This window comes from Corallococcus macrosporus DSM 14697, assembly GCF_002305895.1.
GTDB lineage: Bacteria > Myxococcota > Myxococcia > Myxococcales > Myxococcaceae > Myxococcus > Myxococcus macrosporus.
This window is the reverse complement of record NZ_CP022203.1, coordinates 5,422,449-5,447,905: the sequence shown is the minus strand read 5'-3', so window position 1 is coordinate 5,447,905 and position 25,457 is coordinate 5,422,449. Positions and strand designations below refer to the sequence as shown.

The window sequence follows — 25,457 nt, the reverse complement described above, 5'->3', positions numbered from 1 at the left end:
GCCACGCAGCGGGGGGGGGGGCCCTACAGCTTCAAGCGCTCCTGGGCGTACTGCTCGAACGAGCGCGCCGCGTGGCCGGTCAGCACCTGGACGCCGTCCGTGGTGGCCGCGGTCCATTGTTCACGCACGGCGGCGCAGAGCGCGGCGAGCATCTCCGCATATGGGGCGTCGAAGCCGGCGTCGCACATGCGCTGGATGAAGGCACCCTCGGAAATCGCGACGTATTCGAGCGGCTGGCCCGTCACGCGTGACACGACGGCCGCGGCCTCGCTGAAGCTGAGCGCCCTGGGGCCCGTGAGGGTGAAGGCCTGCCTGTCGAACCGGTGGGACGTGAGCGCCACGGCGGCGGCTTCCGCGATGTCGCGCGCGTCGATGAAGCTCGTCTCGCCGGCGCCCGCCGGGAGCATCAGCCGTCCCACGCGGACGTCATGGCTCCACATGAGGTGGAAGTTGTCGGAGAACCAGTTGGGCCGGAGGATGACGTAGGGCAGGCCCGAGCGCTCCAACTGGAGCTCGACCTGCCGGTAGGGGTCCTCCTCGTTTGCCTCCACGCCCATGACGGACTGGAGCACCACCTTCACGCGCCGCACGGCCGCCGCGCGGATGACGGGCGTGAGGTATTCGGTGACGCTCAGGTTGTCCGCGGGCATGAGGACATAGGCTGCGTCGACGCCCTCCAGCACGGCGCCGAGCTGGTCAGGCTGGGCGAAGTCGAAGCGCACGGCCTCCGCGCCGGGGAGGGGGGTGGCCCCGCGGGACAGCGCCCGGACCTGGTGCCCCTGCTTCACGAGGATTTCAACCAGGAGCGAACCCACGGTGCCGGTTGCTCCGAAGACTGCGATGCGTTGAGGTGTCATGGCCGCCACGGTACGGCGGTGAGACGCACGCCGGCAGTGACCGCCTCCCTGAATCAACTTTAAGCTGCGCTTCAACATGGACGACCTGAAGCGCATGGCGCTCTTCGCGGAGATTGCCCGAGCGGGCTCGCTGAGCGCGGCGGCGCGGCGCCTTCACATCAGCACCTCCGCGGTGAGCCAACAGCTCCGAATCCTCGAGGAGGCCTTCGGCGTCATCCTGGTGCGGCGCTCGAACCGAAAGCTGTCGCTCACGGATGCCGGTGCCCGGTTCGCCGCGCACTGCCGGGAGATGGTGGAGGTGGCCGAGCGCGCCCGTGAGCAACTCCTGCTCGCGAAGGACACGCCCTCGGGAGAGCTGCGCATCTCGCTGCCGCTCGGGCTCGCCCGTTATGTGACGCCCTCGCTGGCGCCGCTGCTCGCGCGGCACCCGTCCTTGAAGCTTCGCCTGGAGGCGGATGATGGGCTGGTCGACCTCATCGACGAGCGCATCGACCTGGCGCTTCGCGCGGGCCGTCTGGAGGACTCATCGTGGGTGGCGCAGCCCCTGTGCCAGGTGCTGCTGGGCCTCTGTGCCGCCCCCGACTACTTGAAGAAGGCAGGACGGCCGAAGGTCCCCGATGACCTGCGTGCCCATGAGTGGCTCGGCGTCGTCGCGGACGGCCGGTCCATGGCGTTCGACCTCCAGGGGCCTTCGGGGGTGAACCGTCCCGTCCAGGTGACGCCGCGAAGCTCCAGCAACAACCAGGTCACCCTCCACCAGATGTGCGCGGCCGGGTTGGGCATCGCGCGCTGCATCCTGCCCGACGTGGAGGACGACCTGCGGCTGGGGCGGCTCGAGGTGCTCCTGCCTGAATGGCGCCTGTCACCCCTCCAGCTCTGGGCCGTCACGCCTCGGCGTTCAGGCCAGCCGGCCAAGGTCCGCCATGCCATTGACGCCATCCGCACGCACCTTCGGCATCAGCCCGGCATCTCCGCCTGATTCGTGGCGGGGGCCGTCGGTGGCTTAGCGGAACGGCGGCTCGGGCTGCTTCGCGAACCACTGCTTCGCGTTCAGCAGGTGCAGGTCCGGGCCGCCGGGCTTGAACTCGATGCCACCCGTGAGGGCGCCCAGCGAGGTCAACAGCGCGCCCGTCAGCTCGCCCTGCGCGAGGTCCAGGTGCCCCTGCAGGGAGAAGCCATCACCGTCCGCCTTCAGCTCGCGCACCTGGAGCCCGCCTTCGTCAATCTGCACCCGGCCCGTCACCGTGACGTCCCGGATGTTGAGCAGCGACGACAGGAAACGCGGCAGGTTCTTCGCGGACGTGAGCAGCGCGGCGACGGGCTGGGTGTCCGTGAGCTTGCTGGAGAAGCGCGCCGACAGCACCGTGGGGGACAGGGACAGCCGGGCCTGGGGCAGGGTGAACACGCCGCTCCAGGCGCGGATGGGCACGGGGCCATTGGTGGACACGTTCGTCAGCCGGAGCGTGGTGCCCGTCAACGTCAGGGACTTCGTGTCCCACGACAGGTTCCGGGCGTCCACGTCCGCCTCGGCGCGCAGCAGGACCTTGACGCGGCCCATGCGCCCGGACACGAGGTCCGAGTCCACGCTCAGCCGCAGCGCGTCCCGGGCCTTCGCGGCCTTCGCGCGCTCGCGGCTCCGCACCGTCATGGAGCCAGAGTCGATTTCAATCGTCCGCGCGAGCCAGGGATTGAGCATCCTCAAGTCCAACGGCCGGCTCCTGGCCACGTGGAGGTCCGGCTCCAGCTCCCAGTCAGACTGCTCCGCGGTGCGCCGCGCGAGGACGGTGAGGATGATTTCAGGGACCTCCGCTCCCGTGCCCTCGGGCCCGGACACGCGCACGGGGGCGAAGGTGAGCCGGAGGTTGCCCTGCCGCTCCTCGGGAGTCCTCGATTCCAGCGAGGCCTTGAGTGCCCAGGGCGCGCGCGCCCGGATGGGACCTGCCCGCAGCTTCACCTCCGTCCCGTCGACGTCGAGCTGGCTGCCATCCGCCAGCGCGCCATCCTGGAGGCGGAGGTCCAGCTCCAGCTTGCCTTCACCCCCGCTGAGGGAGACGGCGTTGTCCGACCCCAGGTGCTCGTTCAGCCAGTCCAGCGGGAGCAAGGCCATCTGGCTCGTCACCTGTGCGCTGAGCGCCCGTGACAGGTCCCAGCCCTTCTCCTCCGTGAATGGCACTTCCAGCGTGGCCTTGGCTTCCAGGCGCTCCAGCCGGGTGACGGGTTTCCGGTCGAACTCCATGGCACCGGAGACCACGCGAATCGAGGGCGTCTCGACGTAGACGCTCTCCCGACCCTTGATGTCCAGCGAGCCCTGCACGTCCAGGTTCCCCACGAAGCGAACCCGGCCGAAGTCCAGCTCGCGAACCTCGTGGACCGTCACCTCCGCCAGTTGGATGACCCAGGGGCGGTAGCCCGGGCCCGGTGGCGGCTCCTTTTCGATGCCGTACGACGGCTCCATCCGGAAGCGCGCACCCCGCCCGTCGATGCGCTGCACCTCGACGCGTTTGCGCAGCAAGGCGGTCAGCGACACGCTGGCTTCCAACGTGTCCATCTTCACCTGCCACCACTGGTTTTGATTCTGTTGGGTCAGCGTGAAGTCGCGCAGGTGGAGCTGCCCGAAGGGCCAGAGCCAGTATGCGCGCCTCCAGGCCAGCTCGGTCCGGCTGGTGGACCGGCGCATGATGGCCTGGACGGCGCCCAGGTTGAGCGCCACGTTGAGGGAGACTTCCAGCACCAGGAGTGCGCCCAGGGTCCACACCACGGCGCGAGGCCATCGCTTCTTGCGAGCAGGGGCTGTGTCCTGGACGTCTGGTGGCGGGATGAGCGTCATGTCGCGGGGACCCGATGGGATGTCCAGGAAGCAGCGCGGGTGCTGTCTCCCGCCTCCTACCGGATGCCTCAGCCGGCGCGCGCAGACAAGGCGCCAGCATGGCAGCGAGTCCGATTCGCTCCCGGACTGTCCGCGGGTGAGCCGATTCCGGAGGTCCGGGTCAAGCCACGGCCCTCGCCGGTAGCGAGGGCCTGCTTCAGGGCCGCGGACGCGCTACGCCGGCCAGCGCTGGAGGCTGCCCTCCTGGTACTTCGCCTTGCACGCGCGCCGCTGGACCTTGCCGCTGGACGTCTTGAGGACCTCGCCCTGCTGGAGCAGGACGACCTCGTGGACATCCACGGAGTGTGCGGCGGCCACCGCCTGCCGGAGGGTCTTCTGGAGCGCGCTCGCGTCCGCGCCGGGGTCGGCCGGTGCGTGGCGGGCGTTGACCTCCACCAGCACCACCAGCCGCTCTCCCTCCGGGTGGTCGACGGAGAACGCCACCGAGCAGCCGGGACGCAGGGCCTCGTGCTGGCGCTCGGCCGTCAGCTCGATGTCCTGTGGGTAGTGGTTCCGGCCGTCGACGATGATGAGGTCCTTGATGCGGCCCGTGACGTACAGCTCGCCGTCCATCATGAAGCCCAGGTCGCCGGTGCGCAGGAAGGGGCCTTCCTCGCTGCCCTGGATGCGGGCCTGGAAGGTCTCCGCGTTCGTGTCCTCGCGGCCCCAGTAGCCGTGGGTGACGTGGGGACCGGCCGTCCAGATTTCGCCCACCTCGTTCGGGGCGCAGGCCACCAGCGTCTCCGGATTCACGATGCGGATGAGGCAGTCCCCCCAGCTTCGCCCGGCGCTGACGAAGGTCCAGGTGGACGGGCCCGGCTGCGCCGGCACGACGCGGTTCTGTTCCAGCGCCGCCGCTTCCACGGTGAGGCCGCGTGGCACTTCGGAGGCGAGGCCTCCCGACACGAACAGCGTCGCCTCCGCCAGCCCATAGCAGGGGTAGAAGGCCTCCCGCCGGAAGCCCGCGGGCGCGAAGGTGTCCGCGAACTGCGACAGCGTCTCCGCGCGCACGGGCTCGGCGCCATTGAAGGCCACGCGCCAGGAGCTCAGGTCCAGCGACGCGAGCTGCTCCGGCTTCACCTTCCGCGTGCAGAGCGCATAGGCGAAGTTGGGACCACCGCTGGTCGTCGCGCGGTACTTCGTGATGGCGGACAGCCAGCGGATGGGCCGCTGCAGGAAGGACCAGGGCGACATCACGACGGAGTGGACGCCCATGTACATCGGCTGGAGCACCGTGCCGATGAGGCCCATGTCGTGGTACAGCGGCAGCCAGCCGCACACCGTCGTCTGCTCGTCGTGGCTGAAGCCCTGCTGAATCATCGACTCGTTGGACATCAGGTTCCGGTGCAGCACCATCACGCCCTTGGGCGTCGACGTGGAGCCGGAGGTGTACTGGAGGAAGGCCAGCGAATCGCCGGTGATGGCCGGGCGCTTCCAGCCGTCCTCCAGTCCTTCCTCCAGCGCGTCCGTGGCAATCCAGCGGATGTCGCGCAGCACCGGGTAGGCGTCCGCCAGCGCATTCACGCTCTCCAGGATTTCGCGCGTGGTGAGCGCGAAGCGAGGCTTCGCGTCCTGGAGGATGGAGAGGATGCGGTTGACGGCCTGGAGCTGCGCGGGCGGATAGGCCGGCACCGCGGCGACGCCCGCGTACAGGCTGCCGAAGAACGCCGCGATGTAGTCGAGCCCCGGCGGATACAGCAGCAGCGCCCGCTCACCGGCGCCCTTGTGCTCCTGGAGCGCCGCGGCGATGGCGCGGGCCTGGCGGTCCAGCTCGCGATAGGTCCAGGTGAGTTCCTGGCCTTCTCCATCCTGGAGGTAGGTATAGGCGTTGGCCTCGGGCTGGTTCGAGGCGCGCCAGCGCAGCAGGTCGGTGAGGGTCTGCACGGAATGGCTGGGACTCGGCACGGCGGGGCTCCTTGAGGAAGACCTGGAACGGGGTGGGGTATCAATCAGGGGTTCATCGCCGGCGCGGCGGAAGGCGCGTCCGGAAGGGGCGCCTCCAGCTCACGCAGCGGCCGGTAGAGCGTGGACAGCAGCGTCAGCAGGAGCGACAGCGCTCCCGCGATGACGAACATCAAGGCGATGCCTCGGCCTGGGCCCTCACCGAGCAGGGGGCCCAGCAGCGGGACGAGGCTTCCTCCCGAGGCCATGGCCGGCTCGAAGACGTGGTCCGCCAGCGGCCCGGATATGGAATACGCCAACGGCAACATGGCGCCGGTGATGGTGCCGGTGAAGGCGAAGACACGGCCCCGCAGCGCCAGCGGCACGATGCGCTGGAGGAGCGCCTGGCTGGCGCCGTTGATGATGGGGAGGCCGAAGAAGAACGCGAAGGCGACGCCCGCCAGCACGGGGACGGCGGTGGCCAGCCCGACACAGACGAGCGCGAGCCCACAGGTGAACTGGAACCCGAGCACGCCATGCACCAACCGCTTGGGGCCGCCCCAGGCGCTGATGAGGACGCTCCCTCCCAACATGCCCACCCCCCCGGCCGTGGTGAGCGCGCCCAGCGTCCGCACGTCCGCGAAGGACAGGACCAGCGGCGTGACGAGGACCTCCACCGTGCCGGTCAGGAAGTTGCTGACCGCGAGGAAGCCGATGAGCGCCAGCAGCCCCGGTGACGCGCGCAGGTAGGCGCCGCCCGCCCGGACGGACTCCAGCAGGGACGGGTGCGCCTCGCCGGAGGACGACACCAGGTGCTCCCGGGAGATGCGCGCCAGCAGCAGGGGCAGCGTGCCGAGCACGAGGGTGGTCGCGTCGATGAGCAGGATGCCCTTGAGCTCGATGACCTCCAGCAGGGTGGCGCTCAACAGGGGCGCCACGAGCTGTGAGAACGCGAGCCCGACCTGCACCAGCCCGTTGGCCCGTCCCAGGTGCTGCTGCGGCACCACGGTGGAGACGAGCACGGCGAAGGCGGGCTGCTGGAACGCGCTCGCCGTGGACACGACGGCCGTCGTCACGTAGGCGTGCCAGGGTTGGAGCAGTCCGTTGAACAGCAGCAGCGCCAGCGCCAGGCTCGACAATCCCGCGGCCGTGTCGCTGAGCACCATCACCCAGCGGCGGTTCCAACGGTCCACGAGCGCGCCGGCCACCGGCCCGAGCAGGATGCCAGGCAAGGTCGCGGCGAGCATGACCAGCGCGTACTGCGTCACATCCCCCGTCGTCTTGTACGTCCACACGCCGAGCGCGAAGCTCGTCAGCCCCGAGCCCAGCAGGGACAGCACCTGTCCCAGCCAGATGGCGACGGCGGACTTCAGGGGGAAGGACGGAGCCGCCGTCATTGACGGGCTCCGGCCCGGAGGAGCCCCTGGCGCACGTGCTCCGCCAGCACCTGGACGTGCGGCGCGGCCAGCATCGTCATGTGGTCTCCGGGCACCGTCACGGGCGTGACGGCTTCGGAGGCGTGGCGGCCCCAGCCCCAGGTCGGATCGCCGGTGAAGGACTCGGGGACGATGCCGTCCTCCTCGTGCCGCTCCTGGGCCCGGAAGAGGGCGACCGGCACGGGGAGGGTGTCCCGGGGGACGTAGTCAATCTGGTACGCGGCCTTGTAGACGTCGATGAAGCCCTGCACCTGCTGGCTGTCCGCGCCCTCGGGAAGGAGGCCCGCTTGCACCAAGCGGCGCGTCAGGAGCTCGCGACGCGCTTCCGCGGACAGGGGCCGCAGCGCCTCGGCGGAGACGTCCAGGTTCACGCCGTAGAGCCGGCCCGCGGTGCTCGCGACGGACGCCATCCAGTCGGCGTCGTCGAGCGCGGGCGCCTCGGTTGGTGGCACCTCGTTCACGGGGACGGTGGTGTTGAGGATGCCCAGGAAGGCGATTGTCTCGCCCTGCTTCCGGAGCTGCTGCGCCATCTCGAAGGCGACCCAGCTTCCGAAGGAGTGGCCCAGCAGGTGGTAGGGGCCCTGGGGTTGCACCTGCCTGAGCGCCGCCACGTAGCACGCCGCCATCTCCTCGACGGAGCGGTGCGGCTCCGCGCGTCCATCCAGTCCTCTTGCCTGGAAGGCATGCACGGGCAGGGTGGGGCCCAGGGATTGCGCCAGCTCGCGGAGATAGACGGCATTGCCACCGGCACCTGGCACGCAGAACAGCGCGGGGCGGTCACCGCCTGCCTGGAGCGTCACCAACGGCGACCACGGCCGAGGCGCGGCTTCTTCCTGGAGCGCCTTCGCGAGCTGCTCCAGCGCGGGGTTCTGGAAGAGGACCGACAGCGGGAGGGCGCGGCCGAACTGCTCGCGGATGCGCACCATCAGCCGGACGGCCAGCAGCGAGTGGCCGCCCTGGTCGAAGAAGTTGTCGTGCACGCCGATGGGACGCACCGACAGCAGCTCCTCCCAGAGGGCCGCGAGCCGTGTCTCCACGTCGTCGCGTGGGGCCACATAGCCCTCCTGCGCGTCGCGGCGGACGCTGACCGGCGCGGGCAGCGCCTTCCGGTCCACCTTGCCGTTGGGCGTGAGCGGGAAGGCGTCCAGGATGACGAAGGCCGCGGGCACCATGTACGGCGGCAGGTGCTTCTTGAGGTGCTGTCGCAAGTCGTCCGCCGAGGCCGCGTCCCGCGCGGTGAGCGTGAGGTAGGCCACGAGCTGCTTGTTGCCCGCGTCCTCATGGACGAGCAGCTCCACGGACTGGACCGCCGGATGCTCCAGGAGCTTCGCCTTGATTTCATCCAGCTCGATGCGATGGCCGCGGAGCTTCACCTGCGTGTCGTTGCGGCCGATGAAGGCGAGGGTGCCGTCCGCCATGTAGCGCGCCAGGTCGCCCGTCCGGTACAGCCGCGCGCCCGGCGTGGCGCTGAACGGGTCGGGCACGAAGCGTTCGGCGGTCAGGGTCGGCTGCCCTGAGTAACCACGCGCGAGGCCTTCTCCTCCCACGAACAGCTCGCCTGGGATGCCGATGGGCACCGGCTGCATCGCGGCGTCCAGCAGGTACATCCGCGAGTTGGCGAAGGGGCGGCCAATGGGAACAATCTGTTCGCTGGGCGTGGGCTCGGGCTGCTCGAAGTACGTGCTGTCGATGGTGGCTTCGCTCAGGCCGTAGGAGCTGACCAGCCGGGTGTCCGGGCCGCACAGGCCTCGGAGCTGGTGGTACTCGCGCATGTCCCAGGTGTCCGAGCCGACGATGAGCAGCCGCATGAAGTCCAGGCGGAGCCCGCGCTCCTGGAGGTGCCCCATCAACAGGCGGACCACGGCGGGGACGAACTCGCCCGCGTCCACCTGCTCGCGCCGCATCAGCCCGTAGAGCTTCTCGGGCTCCAGCAACCAGTCTCGAGGGCAGAGCACCAACGTCTTCCCCGAGCCGAGCGCCCGGGCGAGGTCGCCGGAGAACACGTCGAAGGAGAAGCTCGCCATCTGGAGGTGCGCGCGCAGCTCGGGGAGCCGGTAGTCGCGCTCCCACGCGAGGAAGGCGTTGGTGAAGCTCCGGTGCGAAATCATCACGCCCTTGGGGCGGCCCGTGGAGCCGGACGTGTAGACGACGTAGGCCAGGTGCTCGGGGCTCGCGCCGCCCTCGGGGGTGGTGGCGGGCCGCGCGGCGATGGCCTCCGCGTCCGTGTCGATGCGCACCACCGGCGGCAGCGGCGCGGGGAGGAGCGCCGCCAGCGCCTGGCGGGTGACGAGCACCGCGGGCCGGCTGTCCTCGAGCATCAACGCCGTGCGCTCGGGTGGATACGACGGGTCCAGCGGCACGTAGGCGCCGCCCGCCTTGAGCACGGCGAGCACCGCCACCACCATGTCCACGGAGCGGTCCAGGAAGACGCCGGTGATGCGCTCCGGGCCCACGCCCATGGCGCGGAGGTGGTGCGCCAGTTGGTTGGCCCGGGCGTTCAGCTCCGCATAGGTGAGCCGGCGCTCGGCGTCCGTGACGGCGATGGCGCCGGGCGTTCGCGCCGCGTGCGCCTCGATGAGGTGATGGAGGCAGGTGCCCGCGGGCACGTCGAGCCGGGCCTGGTTCCATTCACGCAGGATGCGCTGGCGCTCGCTTGCGGGGAGCAGCGGCAGGTCCAGGAGCCGCTGGCCCGGATTCGAAGCGATGCCCGCGAGCAGCGTCTGGAAGTGGGCGACCATCCGCTCCACGGTGGCGGCGTCGAAGAGGTCCCGGTTGTACTCCCAGATGCCTTGCAGCCCTCCGGCCTCCTCGGAGAACCAGAGCGTCAAATCGAACTGGGCGAAGGCTTCACCGGAGACGCTGAAGGACTCCATGCGCAGCGCGCCCAGCTCCGCGGGCGGCGTGGGCGTGTTCTGCAGCACCAGCATCACCTGGAAGAAGGGAGAGTGGCTGGTGTCTCGCGACGGGGCCAGCTCCTCCAGCAGCTTCTCGAACGGGATGTCCTGGTGGGCGTAGGCCCCCAGCGTCACGTCCACCACGCGCCGCAGCAGCTCCCGGAAGCTGGGGTTGCCCTCGAGCCCCGTGCGCATGACCAGCGTGTTGAGGAAGAAGCCGATGAGCGGCTCCACCTCAGTCCGGTTCCGGTTCGCGATGTACGTGCCCACGCTGACGCGCGGCTCACGCGTGTAGCGGTGGAGCAGCGTCTGGAGCGCCGCCAGCAGCACCATGTAGAGCGACGCCTTCTCCTGCGTCCCCAGCGCCTTCAGGTGCTGGGCCACGCCGGGGTCCACCTGGAAGCCCTGCTTGCCGCCCGCGTAGGTGCGGACGCGAGGCCGCGGCCGGTCCGTGGGCAGCATGAGCGCGCTGTCGCTGCCTTCGAGCTGGCGGCGCCAGTAGTCGAGCTGGGCAGTCAGCACATCGCCCTGCATCCACTGCTGCTGCCAGGCCGCGAAGTCCGCATACTGGAGCGGCAGCTCCGGCAGCGGTGACGGCTTGTCCCGCGAGAAGGCGGCGTAGAGCGCCGTCAGCTCCTGGATGAAGATGCCGGTGGACCAGCCGTCCGACACGATGTGGTGCACCACCAGCAGGAGGACGTGGTCCTCCTCGCCCATGCGGACGAGCCTCGCGTGGAGCAGCGGGCCCGCGGCGAGGTCGAAGGACGTCCCCGCGAGCTGGAGCGCCAGCTCCTGACACAGCGGCTCGCGCCTGGCGCCGGGCAGGTAGCTCAGGTCCAGCACGCCCAGGGACAGCGTCAGCGCCGGGAGGATGCGCTGCCGGGGCTCGCCGTCCTCCGCGACGAACGTCGTCCGCAGCACCTCATGGCGCCGGATGACCTCGTTCAGCGCCCGCTCCAGGGAGGGGACGTGGAGCGGCCCCGTGAGGCGCACGAACTCCGGGATGTTGTAGGCGGGCGTGCCGGGCTCGAACTGGTCCAGGAACCAGAGCCGGCGCTGCGGGAAGGAGAGCGGCAGCGGCTGCTCCCGGGACACGCGCGGGATGCCGGGCGCGCGGGCCTCCTCCTTCGGCGCGGCGACCACGTTCTGCTGGCGCAGCTTCTTGAGGATGGCCTCGCGCTTCTCGGGGGGAAGGCCCGCGAGCTTCTTGAGCAGCTCACTCATTCGTCCCCTCCAGGAGCTTCGCCAGGTCCGCGTCCGACAGGTCGCCGACCTCCTCCATGGCGGAGGCCAGCGCGGCTTCGTCCACGCCCTCCAACTGCGAGAGCACCACCTGCTCCGCCAGCCCCGCGATGGTGGGGTTCTCGAAGAGGACCCGCAGCGGCAGCGTCACCTGGAACATCGCGTTGGTGCGCGAGATGATCTGCGTGGCCAGCAGCGAGTGCCCGCCCACGTCGAAGAAGTCGTCCGTGACGCCCAGCGACGTCAGGCCCAGCACCTCCTTCCAGAGCGTGAGCAGGCTCGCCTCCGTCTCCGAGCGGGGCTCGACGAGCTGCTGCTCGCCCGTGCGCTGCGCCGCGTCCGGCGCCGGGAAGGCCTTGCGGTCCACCTTGCCATTCGGGCTGAGGGGGATGGCCTCCAGCCGGACGAAGACGGCGGGCACCATGTAGTCCGGCAGCCGCTCTCGCAGGTGGTCGCGGAGCACCGCCGTGTCGTGGAGGTCCGGCCCCACCACGTACGCGACGAGCCGGCGCGGCGTCCCCGGGTCCTCGCGCAGCAGCACCACCGCGCCCTGGACGGCCGGGTGCTTGCCGAGCGCCGACTCGATTTCGCCCAGCTCCACGCGGAAGCCACGCAGCTTCACCTGTGTGTCCGCGCGGCCGAGGAACTCCAGGTCCCCGCTGTAGAGATACCGCGCGCGGTCGCCCGTGCGGTAGAGCCGCGCGCCGGGCTCGGTGGAGAACGGGTCGGGCACGAAGCGCTCCGCCGTCAGGTCGGGACGGCGGCAGTAGCCCCGCGCCACGCCCTCGCCGCCGATGAAGAGCTCGCCCGCGATGCCCGCGGGCACCGGCTGCTGGTGCGCGTCCAACACGTAGAGCCGGTTGTTCGCGAAGGGCCGGCCAATGGGGACGAGCTGCGTCTCGGCGAGGCCCAGCTCGCCGCTCTCGAACCACGTGCTGTCGATGGTGGCCTCGCTGACGCCGTACGAGTTGATGAGCCGCGTGTCGTCGCCAATGACGGCCTGGAGCCGGTGGTACTCGTTCACGTACCAGGCGTCGGAGCCCGCCACGAGGACGCGCATGAAGTCCAGCTTCTGGCCCGTCTCCTCCAGGTGCTGGAGCAGCCCGCGCAGCACGGCGGGGACGAACTCCGCGCAGTCCACGGCCTGCTCCTTCATCAGCGCGAGTAGCCGAGGTGGTTCGAGCAGCCACTCCCGCGGGCACAACACCAGCTTGCCGCCCGAGCACAGCGCGCGGGACAGGTCGCCCGCGAACACGTCGAAGGAGAAGCTGGCCATCTGGAGATGGCCGCGGCAGTGCTCGCGCAGGCCGTAGCTCCGCTCCCAGCCCAGGTACGCGTTGGCCCAGCTCCGGTGGGAGACCATCACCCCCTTGGGCGTGCCCGTGGAGCCGGAGGTGAAGACGACGTAGGCCAGCCCGTCGGGCGTGGTGAGCCGCGTGGGCGCCTGCGGGGACAGCGCGGCGCGCGCCGGTGCCTCCGTGTCCAGCAGGTAGAGGGACACCTCGGGGTTGGCGAAGGCCTCCACCAGGGACTGCTGGGTGAGCAGCAGCGACAGCCGGGCCTCGGAGGCCATGCGCGCCAGGCGTTCAGCCGGGTAGGTGGGGTCGAGCGGGACGTAGGCGCCGCCCGCCTTGAGGATGCCCAGCAGCGCCACCAGCAGCTCGGGGGTCCGCTCCAGGCACACGCCCACCAGCACCTCGGGGCCAATGCCCCGGGCACGCAGGTGGTGCGCGAGCTGGTTCGCCTTCGCGTCGAGCTGCCCGTAGGTGAGCGAGCCCGCCTCCGGCGCCACCACGGCGATGGCGTCCGGCGTCCGCCGCGCCTGGGCCTCGAACAGCTCGTGGAGGCAGGCACCCAGCCCGGGGACACGCGTGTCGTTCCAGTCGAACAGCACCTCGCGGCGCGCCTCGTGCGTGAGCAGCGACAGCTCCCACAGGCGCTTGTCCTCCGCGTCGAGGATGCCCACCAGGACAATCTGGAGCTGCGCCAGCAGCCGCTCCATGGCCTCCACGCCGAGGCGCGGAGACTCGAAGTCCAGGTTCAGCATCAGCTCCTTGTCCGCGTGGGCGGAGAGCGTCAGCGGGTAGTTGGTGCGCTCCTGGGCGGTGACGTCGCGCACCTCCAGCGCGCCCGCGCCCTGCCGCACCGAGTCCTCCACGGGGTAGTTCTCGAAGACGACGAGGCTCTCGAAGAGCGGCGTGCCGCGCGGCACCTGGCTCCAGCCCTGGACCTTCACCAGCGGCGCGTACTCGAACGGCGCGCGCTCCACCTGCCACGCCTGGAGCGCCTTCAGCCAGTCCACCACCTTGCTCTGGGCCGGCAGGGACACGCGGGCCGGCAGCGTGTTGATGAACAGGCCCACCATCTGCTCCACGCCCGGCAGCTCGGGCGGGCGGCCGGCCACGGTGACGCCGAAGACGACGTCGTCCTGCCCCGCGTGGCGTCCGAGCACCAGGGCCCAGGCCGCCTGGACCAGGGTGCTGAGCGTCACCTGGTGTCGCCGCGAGAAGGCGCGGAGCTGCTCCGTCACCTCGGCGGACACGTGGACCTTGCGCTCGCCCATGACCTGCGGCGCGGTGCGCGCCTGGCCTCCCGCCTCACCGGGGAGCGGGTTGGGCTCACCGAAGCCGAGCAGGGCCTGCTTCCACCAGGACTCCGCCTGCGACATCTCCCGGCCCTGGAGCCAGGCGATGTAGTCGCGGAACGTCGGCGGCTGCTCCAGGCGCACCGGCTGCTGGCGGAGCAGTCCGTCGTAGAGGGCCAGCATCTCGTTGAGCACGCGGCCCACGCTCCAGCCGTCGAGCAGGAGGTGGTGGAAGCTCCACACCACGCGCCACGTCCGGCGGCCCAGGCGCAGCACGCCCACGCGCATCAGGGGCGCCTGCTTCACGTTGAAGCCCCGCTTCCGGTCGGCGTCCATCCACGCCGTCAGCCGGGCCTGCTGCTCCGGCTCGGGCAGGTGGCTCCAGTCCTGCTCGTCCCACGGCAGCACGGCCGTGCGGTTCACCAGTTGGAGCGGCGCTTCCAGCTCCTCACCGACGAAGCTGGTGCGGAGGATGGGGTAGCGCGCCATCACCTGCTGCCAGGCCTCGCGCAGCGCCTCGCGGTTCAGGTCCGCGTCCAGCGTCCACGCCGCGCGCTCGAAGTACATCCCCGAGTCCGGGTCGAGCATGGCGTGGAACAGCATGCCCTGCTGCATGGGCGACAGCGGGTACAGGTCCTCCATCCCCGGGTGTGACTGCATCAGGCCGTTGAGCGTGGCCTGCGTCACCTTCGCCAGCGGGAAGTCCGCCGGGGAGAAGCGCGCCGCGTCCTCGCTCCGCCGCTGGTCCACCAGGGCCCGGAGCGCCTGGAGGTAGCCCCGAGCCAGGGCGCCCACCGTGGTGCGCTGGTGCAGCGCCTCGCTGTAGGTGAAGGACACCTCCAGCTTGCCGCCCAGGACGTGGGCATTCACCTCCAGCACCTGCCGCCGCTGACCGAGCGCGCCCTGCTGCGCGCCGAAGGCCTCATCCGCGGGCGCCAGCAGCGACGAGGTGGGCAGGGCCGAGTCGAGCTGGCCCAGGTAGTTGAAGGCGACCTGCGCCTCCGGCTGCGCGCGGAGCCGGGCGCCGCGCTCGTCCTGGCGCAGGTAGCGCACGAGGCCGTAGCCCAGGCCCTTGCGCGGCACCTTCCGCAGCGAGTCCCGCACGGCGCGGAGCTCGTCGCCGACGCTGCCATCCCGGGGCAGCTCCAGCGTCACCGGGTAGGCGCTGGTGAACCAGCCCACGGTGCGGCTCAGGTCCACGCCCTCGAAGAGGTCCTCGCGGCCATGGCCTTCCAGTTGGACACGCAGCCGGCGCTGCCCCGTCCACAGGGAGAGGGCCTGCGTGAGCGCCGTCAACAGCACCTCGTCGATGCGGGCACGCCAGGCGGTCGGCGCTTCCTGCAGCAGCAGGCGCGTCTCGTCGGCCTCCAGCGCCACCGTCAGCGTGCGCGCGGACGCCAGCGTGTTGTCGCCGTTCGCGCTGTCCAAAGGGAGCGGCGCCGCGTCTTCGGCCTGGCGCAGCCATTCATCGGCCTCGTGCTCCAGCTCCGCGCTGGCGGCGAAGGACTCCAGGCGGCGAGCCCAGGCCTGGAACGACGTCGTCTTCGGCGGCAGCGCCACCGGCTGTCCCTGGCTGAGCTGCTGGCACGCCGTCTCCAGGTCCATGAGCAGCACACGCCAGGACACGGCGTCCACCGCGAGGTGATGGATGGCGAGCAGCAACCGGTCGCCACGCTGTGGCCCCAGGTGGAAGCGCACCGCGGCCACGAGCGGGGCCTCGTCCAACCGGAAGCCCGACTGCGCGCGCTGTCCCTCCTCCTCCAAGGCCGTGCGCTGGGCGGCCTCGTCCAGCGCGGACAGGTCCACCTCGCGCAGCGTCACGGTGCTGTCGAGGCCCAGGTTCTCCTGCCGCCAGCCGTCGGCGGTCCGCTCGAAGCGCATGCGGAGCGCGTCGTGGTGCGCGAGCAGGGCCCGCAGCGCGTCCTGGAGCACGGACGTCGCGACGGGCTGGCGCAGGCTCAGCAGCAGCGCCTGGTTGTAGTGGTGGAGGTGCGGGAGCCCCCATTCGAAGAACCAGTGCTGGATGGGCGTGAGCGGGACGGCGCCCGTCACCGGGCCCTGCTCGCTCTCCACGACCTGGGCCTGTCCCACGTGCGGGGCCAGGGCGGCGATGGTCTGGTACTGGAAGAACTGGCGCGGGCTGATGTGCAGCCCGGCCTCCAGGGCCCGCGCGATGACCTGGATGCTGACGATGGAGTCGCCCCCCAGCTCGAAGAAGTTGTCGTGGATGCTGACGCGCTCGCGGGAGAGCACCGTCGCCCAGATGTCCGCCAGCGTCTGCTCCACCGGGTCGCGTGGCGCGACGTGGACGTGCTCCTTCTTCACCTGCTCCTGGGCCAGCGAGGGCAGGGCCTTGCGGTCCACCTTGCCGCTGGACGTCAGCGGCATCTCCTTCAGCATGATGAAGGCGGACGGCACCATGTACTCGGGCAGGCGCGCCTCCAGGGCCCGGCGCAGGGTGTCCTGCTCGGGCGGCTGCTCCACGTCATCGGCGACGACGTAGGCCACGAGCTGCTTGCGGCCCGGCGACTCCTCGCGCACCAGCACCGCGGCGTCCCGCACCTCCGGGTGCGCGGCCAGCGCCGCTTCGATTTCACCCAGCTCGATGCGGAAGCCGCGCAGCTTCACCTGGTGGTCCAGGCGGCCCAGGAACTCCAGGCGGCCCTCGGGCAGCCAGCGCACCCGGTCTCCCGTCCGGTACAGCCGTCCTCCGGGCTCCACCGCGAACGGGTCCGGCACGAAGCGCTCGGCGCTCAGGTCCGGACGGCCCAGGTAGCCGCGCGCGACGCCCACGCCGCCGATGAACAGCTCCCCCGGCACGCCCACGGGCACCGGCTGCAGCTCGCCATCCAGCACGTAGAGCCGGACGTTGGCCCACGCGCGGCCGATGCCCAGCCGGTCGGGATCCACCGCCTCGTCCACCGACGCGCAGATGGTCGTCTCGGTGGGGCCGTAGGCGTTGATGAAGCGGCAGGACTTCAGCCACCGGCGCGCCAGCTCCGGCGAGCACGCCTCGCCCGCGGAGACGACGCTCTCCAGCTTCGGCAACGTCTCCGGCTCCAACTGCGCCAGCACCGACGGCGTCAGCGTGACGCCGGTGATCTCCTGCGCGGCGAGCAGGCGCTGGAGGGGCGCGCCGGGCATGATGGCATCCCGAGGCGCGAGGCAGAGCCGCGCGCCCGCGAGCAGCGTGGAGAAGACCTCGCACACCGAGGCGTCGAAGCCGAAGGCGGCGAACTGCAACACGCGGCTCTTCTCGTGGACGCGGTGGGCCTGGATGGCGGCCAGCGCCGTGTTGCACAGGCCCCGGTGCGTCAGCAGCGTGCCCTTGGGCCGCCCCGTCGAACCGGACGTGAAGATGATGTACGCGAGGTTGTCCTCCGACATCGCCACCGTGGGCGGCGTCTGGGGCTGGCTGGCGATGAGCGGCCAGTCCGTGTCCATGCAGACCAGCAGCCCGAGCGCGGGGAGCTCATCCGCCAGGTGCTCCTGCGTGACGAGCACCGGGATGGCGGCGTCGCGCATCATCAGCGTCAGGCGCTCCACCGGGTACGACGGGTCCAGCGGCAGCCATGCGCCCCCGGCCTTGAGGATGCCGAGGATGCCCACCACCAGCTCCAGCGAGCGGTCCACGCACAGGCCCACGCGGACCTCGGGGCCCACGCCGGACGCCTTCAGGTGCCAGGCGAGCTGGTTCGCCCGGGCGTCCAGCTCCCGGTAGGTGAGCTGCTGCCCCTCGAAGGAGACCGCCACCGCGTCGGGCGTCTTCGCCGCCTGCTGCTCGAAGAGGTGGTGCGCGCAGACGCCCGCGGCGCGGGGCGTGGCCGTGTCGTTCCACGCGAGCAGCGCCTGCTGACGCTCCGGCTGGGAGAGCAGCGGGAGGCGGGAGACGTGCGCGTCGGGCGCGGCCATGGCGCCCAGGAGCAGCTCGCGCAGGTTGCCCATCATCCGGTCGATGGTGGCCGCGTCGAACAGGTCGGTGCTGTACTCGCACAGGCACTCCAGGCCCTGCGCCGTCTCGGTGGCCACCCACGTCATGTCGAACTTGGCGGCGCCGGTGGTGCTGGTCTCCTCGCGCAGCGTCAGTCCGTCCAGGTGGAGGTCGGAGGACGGCGCGTTCTGGAGGATGAGCTTCACCTGGAACAGCGGCGAGTAGCTGAGGTCGCGCTCCGGGTTGAGCGCCTTCACCAGCTCCTCGAAGGGGAGGTCCTGGTGCGCGTAGGCGTCGAGCGCCACCCGCCGCGTCTGCGCCAGCAGCGCGCGGAAGCTGGGGTCGCCGCTCAAGTCGCCCCGCATGACGAGCTGGTTGACGAAGAAGCCGATGAGGCCTTCGGTGCCGGAGCGGTTTCGGTTGGCGATGTCCGTGCCGACGACGATGTCCGTCTCGCCGGTGTAGCGGTGCAGCAGCGCCTGGAAGGCCGCCATCACCGCCATGAACGGGGTGACGCTCTCCTTCCGGCAGAGCGCCTGCAACGCCTTGGCTGCATCCACCGGAAGCAGGAGCCCCTGGTGCGTGGCGCCCCGGAAGCTCTGCACCGGCGGCCGAGGCCGGTCCGTGGGCAGGTCCAGGTTCGGCGGGGCCCCGGCGAGCCGCTGCTTCCAATAGTCGAGCTGCCGTTCGAGCACGGGGCCCGACAGCCACTCGCGCTGCCACTTCGCGTAGTCCGCGTACTGCACGGGCAGGTAGGCCAGCGGCGGCGGCTGGCCCGCGGACATGGCGCCGTAGAGCTCAGCGACCTCGCGGACCAGCACGGACAACGACCACCCGTCCGCGATGATGTGGTGCAGCGTCAGCAGCAGCAGGTGCTCCTGGTCATCAAGCTGGATGAGGCCAATCCGGCAGAGCGGCCCGCGCGTCAGGTCGAACGGCCTGCGGGCCTCTTCGTCGGACAGGCGGCGCGCTTCGACTTCACGGCGCTCGGGCGACAGGCCGCGCAGGTCGCGGGTCTCGACCGTCGGCGCCGCGGGCGGGTGGATGACCTGGACGGGCGTCTGGCCATTCATCCGGAACGTCGTGCGCAGCGACTCGTGGCGGCGGATGAGCGCCTCCAGGCAGCGCTGCACGGTGTCCGGGTCCAACGTGCCCGTCAGCCGGATGACGGCGGGCATGTTGTAGAACGGGCTGGACGGATCCATCTGGTACAGGAACCAGAGGCGCTGCTGCGCGAAGGACAGCGGCAGCTCGCCGTCGCGCGGGAAGGGCTGGAGCGGCGGAGGTGGCGCCTCACCGGCCTGCTGGGCCTGGAGCGCCTGCACCCGCTCCGACAGCGTGGCGATGGTCGGCGCCTCGAAGAGCGCGGCGATGGGCAGCTCCACGCCGAAGGCCTCGCGAATCCGCGACACCACGCGCGTGGCCAGCAGCGAGTGGCCGCCCAGGTCGAAGAAGTGGTCGTGGATGCCAGCGCGGTTGGTGCGCAGCACGTCCGCCCAGATGCTGGCCATCAGCTCCTCGGTGCCATTGCGTGGCGCCGCGCGAGACTCGGAGGACAGCAGACCGTCTGGGACAGGCAGGGCCTTGCGGTCCACCTTGCCATTGGGCGTGAGGGGCAGGGCCTCCAGCGCGACGAGGGCGGCGGGCACCATGTGCTCGGGCAGCCGCTGCTGGAGGAAGGCGCGCAGTCCGGCCGTGTCCGCCGCCGCGTCCGCGTGCGGGACGAAGTAGGCGGCAAGCCGCTGGTCGCCGGGCACGTCCTCGCGAACGATGACGACGGCGTCCCGCACGGACGCGTGCTGGCGGACCGTGGCTTCGATTTCGCCCAGCTCGATGCGGTAGCCGCGCAGCTTCACCTGCCCGTCGCGGCGGCCCAGGAACTCCAGCGTGCCGTCTGGCAGGAAGCGGGCCTGGTCGCCCGTGCGATAGATCCGCTGTCCTGGCTGCTGACCGAACGGGTCCGGCACGAAGCGCTCGGCGGTGAGGGCAGGGCGGCCCAGGTAGCCGCGCGCCACGCCGGTGCCGCCGATGTAGAGCTCGCCCATGACACCCACGGGCACCGGCTGCATGCGCGCGTCCAGGACATAGAGCGCCGTGTTGGCGATGGGCCGACCGATGGGGACGATGCCATCGGGCAGCTCGCCCGCGCTGATGTCGTGGGTGGAGCAGCCGACCACTGTCTCCGTGGGTCCGTACTCGTTGATGAGCCGGACCCGCGGCGCGTGCTCGCGCCAGAAGTCCACGGTGGACGGCGGCAGGGCTTCGCCGCCCACGACGAAGGTGCCCGTCAGTCGCGCCAGCGCCTCCGGCGCCATCAGCCCGGACAGCACCTGGAGGTGGGCCGGCGTGAGCTTCACCAGGTCATGCCCTCGCGGCTGCTGAAGCGCGAGCGCGAGCGCCTCCACCTCGCGCCCCGACGGCACCAGGTGGACCACCGCTCCGGCGAGCAGCGGCGTGAGCAGACTGGTGATGGTGGCGTCGAACGCGATGGACGTATGGACGAGTGAGCCCTGGCCCGGCTTCACCGCGTAGGCGTCCTGCGCCCACGTCAGGTAGTTGAGCAGGCCGCGCTGCGTGAGCATCGTGCCCTTGGGCAGGCCCGTGGAGCCGGAGGTGTAGATGACGTAGGCCAGTGAGTCTCCGCTGGCGCGTGCGGCAGGCGCCTTCGAAGGCAGGTTCGCTGGCCAAGCCGCCTGCTGCTCCACGAGGACGCGGGCCACGTCGGCGCTCGCGAACGTGGCCGCTTGCGCCTGCGTGGTGAGCAGCACCACGGCGCGGGAGTCGGACAGCATGTAGGCCAGGCGCTCAGCCGGGTAGCTCGGGTCCAGCGGCAGGTACGCCGCGCCGGCCTTGAGCGTTGCCAGGAGGCTGGTGACCAGCTCGACGGAGCGGTCCAGCCCCAGCGCCACCACGCGCTCGGGGCCAGCGCCCAGTGACACAAGGTGACGCGCGAGCTGATTGGCGCGCACGTCCAGCTCGCCATACGTCATCGTCCGCTCGCCATCGACCACGGCGAGCGCGTCTGGCGAGGCGGCGGCGCGGGCCTCGAAGAGGGCCAGGAACGTGGGCTCCACGGGGAGCGCGGCGGCGGTGTCGTTCCACTCCACCAGCATCCTGCGCTGGACGTCGGCGGGCAGCGGGCTGGAGGTGTGGTGGAGCGCCTCGGGCTCGAAGGCCAGGGCGTGGAGGACGCGCGCGAAGCACGCGCCAATCTGCTCCACCTGGGCGTGCTCCAGCTCCACGGCGTTGTAGTCCAGCTCCAGCGTGAGCTCCTGCGTGTGGGGCTCGGTCTGGAAGTGGACGGCGAGGGTGACGTTGGTGCCCTCGGAGCGGATGGTGCTCAGCGCCTCCAGCTCCGCGAGCGTGCCCGCGATGTCGTGGAGGACGTGGAAGTGCATGTAGTTGAACATGACTTCGTAGAGCGCCTCGCGGCCCCACTGCCGCTGGATGTCCGCCATGGGGTAGCGCCGGTACGGGTACAGCGCGCGCTCCGCGTCGAAGGCCGCGCGGACCAGTGACAGCCAGCTCCCCGGGGCCAGCTTCAGGCGGAAGGGCACGGTGTTGAGGAAGATGCCGCGCAGCTTCGAGCCATCCCCTTCCTCGGGGCGGCTGTTGACGCCCGTGCCGGTGATGACGTCCTCCTGGCCGCTCAGCACGCTCATCACCTTGAGGTGCGAGGCGAGCAGGATGCTCTTGAAGGGCACGCCCGCGGTGCGCGTCAGGGCGTTGAGTCCTTCACCCACCTCGGGGGAGATGGGCACCTTGACGGTGGCGATGCGCGGTTGGCCTTCCGCCAGCGGGCGGCGCCAGCGCGGCACGCGCATGACCTGTCCGTCCTCCAGCAGCTCGCGCCAGTAGCGCTGGTGCGCCTCGGACGCCAGGGCCTGCCGCTCCATGGCCACGAAGTCGCGGTAGGTGATGCCCAGCGGCTCGAAGCGCGGCGGCTCCTGGTGGTTCACCAGCGCGTAGTAGTGGTTGAACATCTCCACCAGCGTGGAGTGGAGGCTCCAACCGTCGATGATGGCGTGGCACTCCGTGAGCGTGAACTGGAAGTCCCGTTCGCCCCGGATGTGGACGAAGAAGCGCAGCAGCGGTGGGCACGCGAGGTCGAAGTGGCGCTGCTTCTCGTCCTCCAGCAGCTTGCGGACCTCGGCGTCCTGCGCCTCGGTGGACAGGTGGCGGACGTCGGTGACCTCCACGGAGAGCCGCGCCTCGCGGTGCACGAGCTGCAACGGCTCGCTGTACGACGTCATGTCGAACGCCGTGCGCAGCACGGGCTGACGCGCCGTCACCACCTGCACGGCTTCCTCGAAGCGCGCGGCGTCGAACGGTGTCTTCAGCCGCAGGTGGAAGCTGTCGGTGTTGTGGTAGATGTTCGAGGTGGGCGCCAGCTCCATGTGGAAGAGCATGCCGGCCTGGATGCGGGCCAGCGGGTAGGCGTCCTCCACGGTCGCGGGCAGCTTCGCCCGGTCCTCGGCGGAGATGAGGCTGAAGGGCTCGGTGCGCGGGAAGACCTCACGCGCCGGCTCCGCCTTCCCAGCGGCCTCCGCCAGCGCCGCCACCGTCTGGTGCTGGAAGAGCTGCTGCAACGAGAAGCGGAGGTCCTGCTTCTGCGCCAGCGTGAGCACCTGGATGCTCAGGATGGAGTCGCCGCCCAGGGCGAAGAAGTTGTCGTGGATGCCCACGCGCGGCACTTCCAGCACCTGCGCCCAGATGGCGCACAGGGCCTCCTCCACCTGGTTGCGGGGGGCGGCGTACTGGCCCGCCAGGTCCGCCCGCGCGCCGTCGGGCTCCGGCAGGGCTTGGCGGTCGACCTTGCCGTTCGCCGTGAGTGGGAAGCGCTCCATCAGCACGAAGGCGCTCGGCACCATGTAGTCCGGCAGCTTGCCGAGCAGGTGCTGGCGCAGCTCGTTGACGCTCGGCGGAGGCTGCGCGGACGACGCGACGTAGGCCACCAGGGACTTGTTGCCCGGCGAGCTCTCACGCACCAGCACCAGCGCTTCGCGCACCGCCGGGTGCAGGCTGAGCACCGTCTGGATTTCCCCCAGCTCGATACGGAAGCCGCGAATCTTCACCTGGTGGTCGATGCGGCCCAGGTACTCGAGCTGCCCGTCCGCGGTGAAGCGCGCCAGGTCGCCCGTGCGGTAGAGCCGGGCGCCGGGCTCGCGGCTGAACGGGTGGGGGACGAAGCGCTCCGCGGTGAGCTGGGGACGTCCCAGGTAGCCACGCGCCAGGCCCGCGCCCCCGACGAAGATTTCACCCGCCACGCCAATGGGGGCGGGCTCCAGCCGCGCGTCCAGCACGTAGAGCTGGAGGTCGGGAATCGCGACGCCAATGGGGCTCTGCTGCGTGCGCTCCGCCTCGGCGGCGTCCATGGGACGGAAGGTGACGTGCACCGTCGTCTCGGTGATGCCGTACATGTTGATGAGGCGCGGCTGGGTGTCCCCGTGCTTGCGGAACCACGGGACCAGGGTGGCCGGCTCCAGCGCCTCGCCGCCGAAGACGACGTAGCGCAGCGACAGGGACGGGGCCTCGGGGCCCAGGCGCTCCTCGGCCTGGATGAGCTGGCGGAAGGCCGCGGGCGTCTGGTTGAGCACCGTGACGCGCTCGTCGCTCAGGAGCCGGAAGAAGGCATCCGGCGAGCGCGACACGAGGTAGGGCACCACCACCACCCGGCCGCCGTGGAGCAGCGCGCCCCAGAGCTCCCAGACGGAGAAGTCGAACGCGTACGAGTGGAACAGCGTCCACGCGTCGTTCTCGTTGAAGTGGAACCAGTGCTCCGTCGCGTCGAACAGGCGCAGCACGTTGCCGTGCGGGAGCAGGGAGCCCTTGGGCAGGCCCGTGGAGCCGGAGGTGTAGATGACGTAGGCGAGCTGCTCCCGCGTCGTCGCGAGCCCGGGCGCGTGCGTGGGCTGGCGCGCCAGCTCCTCGGTGGCCTCGTCCAGGACGAGCAGAGCGGCACCCTCGGAGGGGAGCCGGTCGATGAGCGGACGCTGCGTCACGACCCACGCCATTCGGCTGTCCTTCACCATGAAGGCCAGCCGGTCCGCGGGATAGGTCGGGTCGAGCGGCACGTAGGCGGCCCCGGCCTTCAGGATGCCGAGGATGCCCACCACCGTGGCCAGGGAGCGCTCCACGCAGAGGCCCACCAGGCCCTCGGGCTGGACGCCGCGCGCGAGCAGCGCGTGGGCCAACTGGTTGGCCCGCCGGTCCAGCTCCGCGTAGGTCAGGCGCGCGCCGTCGGCGACCACCGCGATGGCGTCGGGGCGCTGGCGCACCTGGGCCTCGAAGCGTCCATGCAGCGTGTCCGTGCCCGGGAAGGCCTTCAGCGCCGGCCAGACGTCGAGGAGCTGGTGGCGCTCGGGCGGCGTGAGCAGCGGGAGGGCGTCCAGCCGCAGCTCCGCGTTGGCCGCGACGCCCGCGAGCAGCGTCTGGAAGTGCCCCACGAAGCGCTCCATCGTCGCGCGGTCGAAGAGGTCACTGTTGTACTCGACGAAGCCGCGCAGTCCGTCCGGGGTCTCCTGGAGGTCCAGCGTCACGTCGAACTTCGACGTGCCCGGCTGCAGGTCGAGCTGCTGGAGGGTGACGCCGGGCAGGGCCAGCGCCTGGGCCGCCATGCCCTGGAAGTTGAACGCGGCCTGGAACAGCGGCGTGTACGCGAGGTTGCGGGCGGGCTGCACCGCCTCCACCAGCTTCTCGAAGGGAATCTCCTGGTGCGCGTACGCGCCCAGCGTCGCCTCCCGCACGCGCTGCAGCAGGTCGCGGAAGCTCGGGTTGCCGGACAGGTCCGCGCGTAGCACCAGCGTGTTGACGAAGAAGCCGATGAGCCCCTCCGTCTGGACGCGGTTGCGGCTGTTCTGCGGCGCGCCCACCAGGACGTCCGTCTGGTGCGTGTAGCGCGACAGCAGGGCCTGGTACGCGGCCAGCACCGTCATGAAGAGCGTGGCGCGCTCCCGCTGGCCCACCTGTTGGAGTGACTTCACCAGCGCCGTCGGCAGGTGGAGGGGCAGGGCGTCTCCACGCTGCGTCTGGATGGCCGGGCGCGGCCGGTCCGTGGGGAGCTGCAGCACGGGCGCGCCCGCGAGCTGCTGCTTCCAGTACGCCACATGCGCGTCGAGCGCCCCCTCCGTGGCCAGCCACTCGCGCTGCCACTCGGCATAGTCCGCGTACTGGATGGGCAGCTCGGGCAGCTCCGGCTCCCGTCCGGCGACGAACGCGCCGTAGAGCTGCGTCATCTCGTGGATGAGGATGCCCAGCGACGCACCGTCCGAGATGATGTGGTGCATCGTCAGCACCAGGACGTGGTCGGTGTCCGCCAGCCGGAGCAGCCGCGCGCGCAGCAGCGGGCCCTTCATCAAATCAAAGGGCTGGCGAATCTCCTCGGTGGCGAGCCGCTTCGCCTCCGCCTCGCGCTCGGTCCGCGGCACGGCTGACAGGTCCGTGACGGTGAAGGACGCGGTGCCTTCGGGCGCGACGACCTGGACGGGCTGACCGTCTTCCTGCGCGAACGTGGTGCGGAGTGACTCGTGCCGTTCCACCAGCACGTCGAAGGCGCGCTGAAGCGCCGCCGTGTCGAGCGCGCCACCAAGCCGGACGGCGCCGGCGATGTGGTAGCTCGGGTTCTCCGGCTGCATCAGATGGAGGAACCACAGCCGCTGCTGTGCGAAGGAGACAGGGAAGACGAAGGATTCAGCGGTCATGTCTGGGGAGAACCGGCTGGCGGAGATGGGAAGGCGAGGAACGGGGCAGCGGCGGAGCGGCCCACG

The 25,457-nt window shown here is 70.9% G+C and carries 7 protein-coding genes; 1 reads left to right on the top strand and 6 read right to left on the bottom strand.

The features are described 5' to 3' along the window. Positions 1-23 precede the first annotated feature (23 nt). The gene (locus MYMAC_RS21835) at positions 24-857 is read right to left on the bottom strand and encodes an SDR family oxidoreductase (protein WP_095961656.1); all 834 of its coding nucleotides are present in this window, start codon (positions 855-857) and stop codon (positions 24-26) included. A gap of 76 nt (positions 858-933) precedes the next feature. Here MYMAC_RS21835 and MYMAC_RS21830 point away from each other — a divergent pair, with 76 nt between their 5' ends. Beyond that, positions 934-1,836, top strand: a complete 903-nt coding sequence (locus tag MYMAC_RS21830) for a LysR family transcriptional regulator (protein WP_095959487.1) — start codon at positions 934-936, stop codon at positions 1,834-1,836. A 24-nt stretch (positions 1,837-1,860) separates the two neighbouring features. Here the strand turns inward: MYMAC_RS21830 and MYMAC_RS21825 are convergent, their stop codons facing one another. From MYMAC_RS21825 to MYMAC_RS21805, 5 genes are all read right to left on the bottom strand, one after another. Further along, positions 1,861-3,684, bottom strand: a complete 1,824-nt coding sequence (locus tag MYMAC_RS21825; protein WP_239988939.1) for an AsmA family protein — start codon at positions 3,682-3,684, stop codon at positions 1,861-1,863. 213 nt (positions 3,685-3,897) lie between these two features. Next, positions 3,898-5,628, bottom strand: coding sequence for a fatty acyl-AMP ligase (locus MYMAC_RS21820; protein WP_095959485.1), 1,731 nt, complete (start codon positions 5,626-5,628; stop codon positions 3,898-3,900). A 44-nt stretch (positions 5,629-5,672) separates the two neighbouring features. Further along, positions 5,673-7,001: an MFS transporter gene (locus tag MYMAC_RS21815; protein ID WP_095959484.1), complete on the bottom strand. Its 1,329-nt coding sequence runs from the start codon at positions 6,999-7,001 to the stop codon at positions 5,673-5,675. Then, positions 6,998-11,158, bottom strand: a complete 4,161-nt coding sequence (locus MYMAC_RS21810) for a non-ribosomal peptide synthetase (protein WP_095959483.1) — start codon at positions 11,156-11,158, stop codon at positions 6,998-7,000. Before MYMAC_RS21810 ends, MYMAC_RS21815 begins: the two co-directional genes overlap by 4 nt. Beyond that, positions 11,151-25,391, bottom strand: a complete 14,241-nt coding sequence (locus MYMAC_RS21805; protein ID WP_095959482.1) for a non-ribosomal peptide synthetase — start codon at positions 25,389-25,391, stop codon at positions 11,151-11,153. The genes MYMAC_RS21810 and MYMAC_RS21805 overlap by 8 nt, the downstream gene beginning before the upstream one ends. Positions 25,392-25,457: the final 66 nt, after the last annotated feature.

Excerpts from the sequence above, each read along its gene's own strand:
- MYMAC_RS21835 (WP_095961656.1), bottom strand. The coding sequence starts at position 857 with ATGACACCTCAACGCATCGCAGTCTTCGGAGCAACCGGCACCGTGGGT.
- MYMAC_RS21830 (WP_095959487.1), top strand. The coding sequence starts at position 934 with ATGGACGACCTGAAGCGCATGGCGCTCTTCGCGGAGATTGCCCGAGCG.
- MYMAC_RS21825 (WP_239988939.1), bottom strand. The coding sequence starts at position 3,684 with ATGACGCTCATCCCGCCACCAGACGTCCAGGACACAGCCCCTGCTCGC.
- MYMAC_RS21815 (WP_095959484.1), bottom strand. The coding sequence starts at position 7,001 with ATGACGGCGGCTCCGTCCTTCCCCCTGAAGTCCGCCGTCGCCATCTGG.
- MYMAC_RS21810 (WP_095959483.1), bottom strand. The coding sequence starts at position 11,158 with ATGAGTGAGCTGCTCAAGAAGCTCGCGGGCCTTCCCCCCGAGAAGCGC.
- MYMAC_RS21805 (WP_095959482.1), bottom strand. The coding sequence starts at position 25,391 with ATGACCGCTGAATCCTTCGTCTTCCCTGTCTCCTTCGCACAGCAGCGG.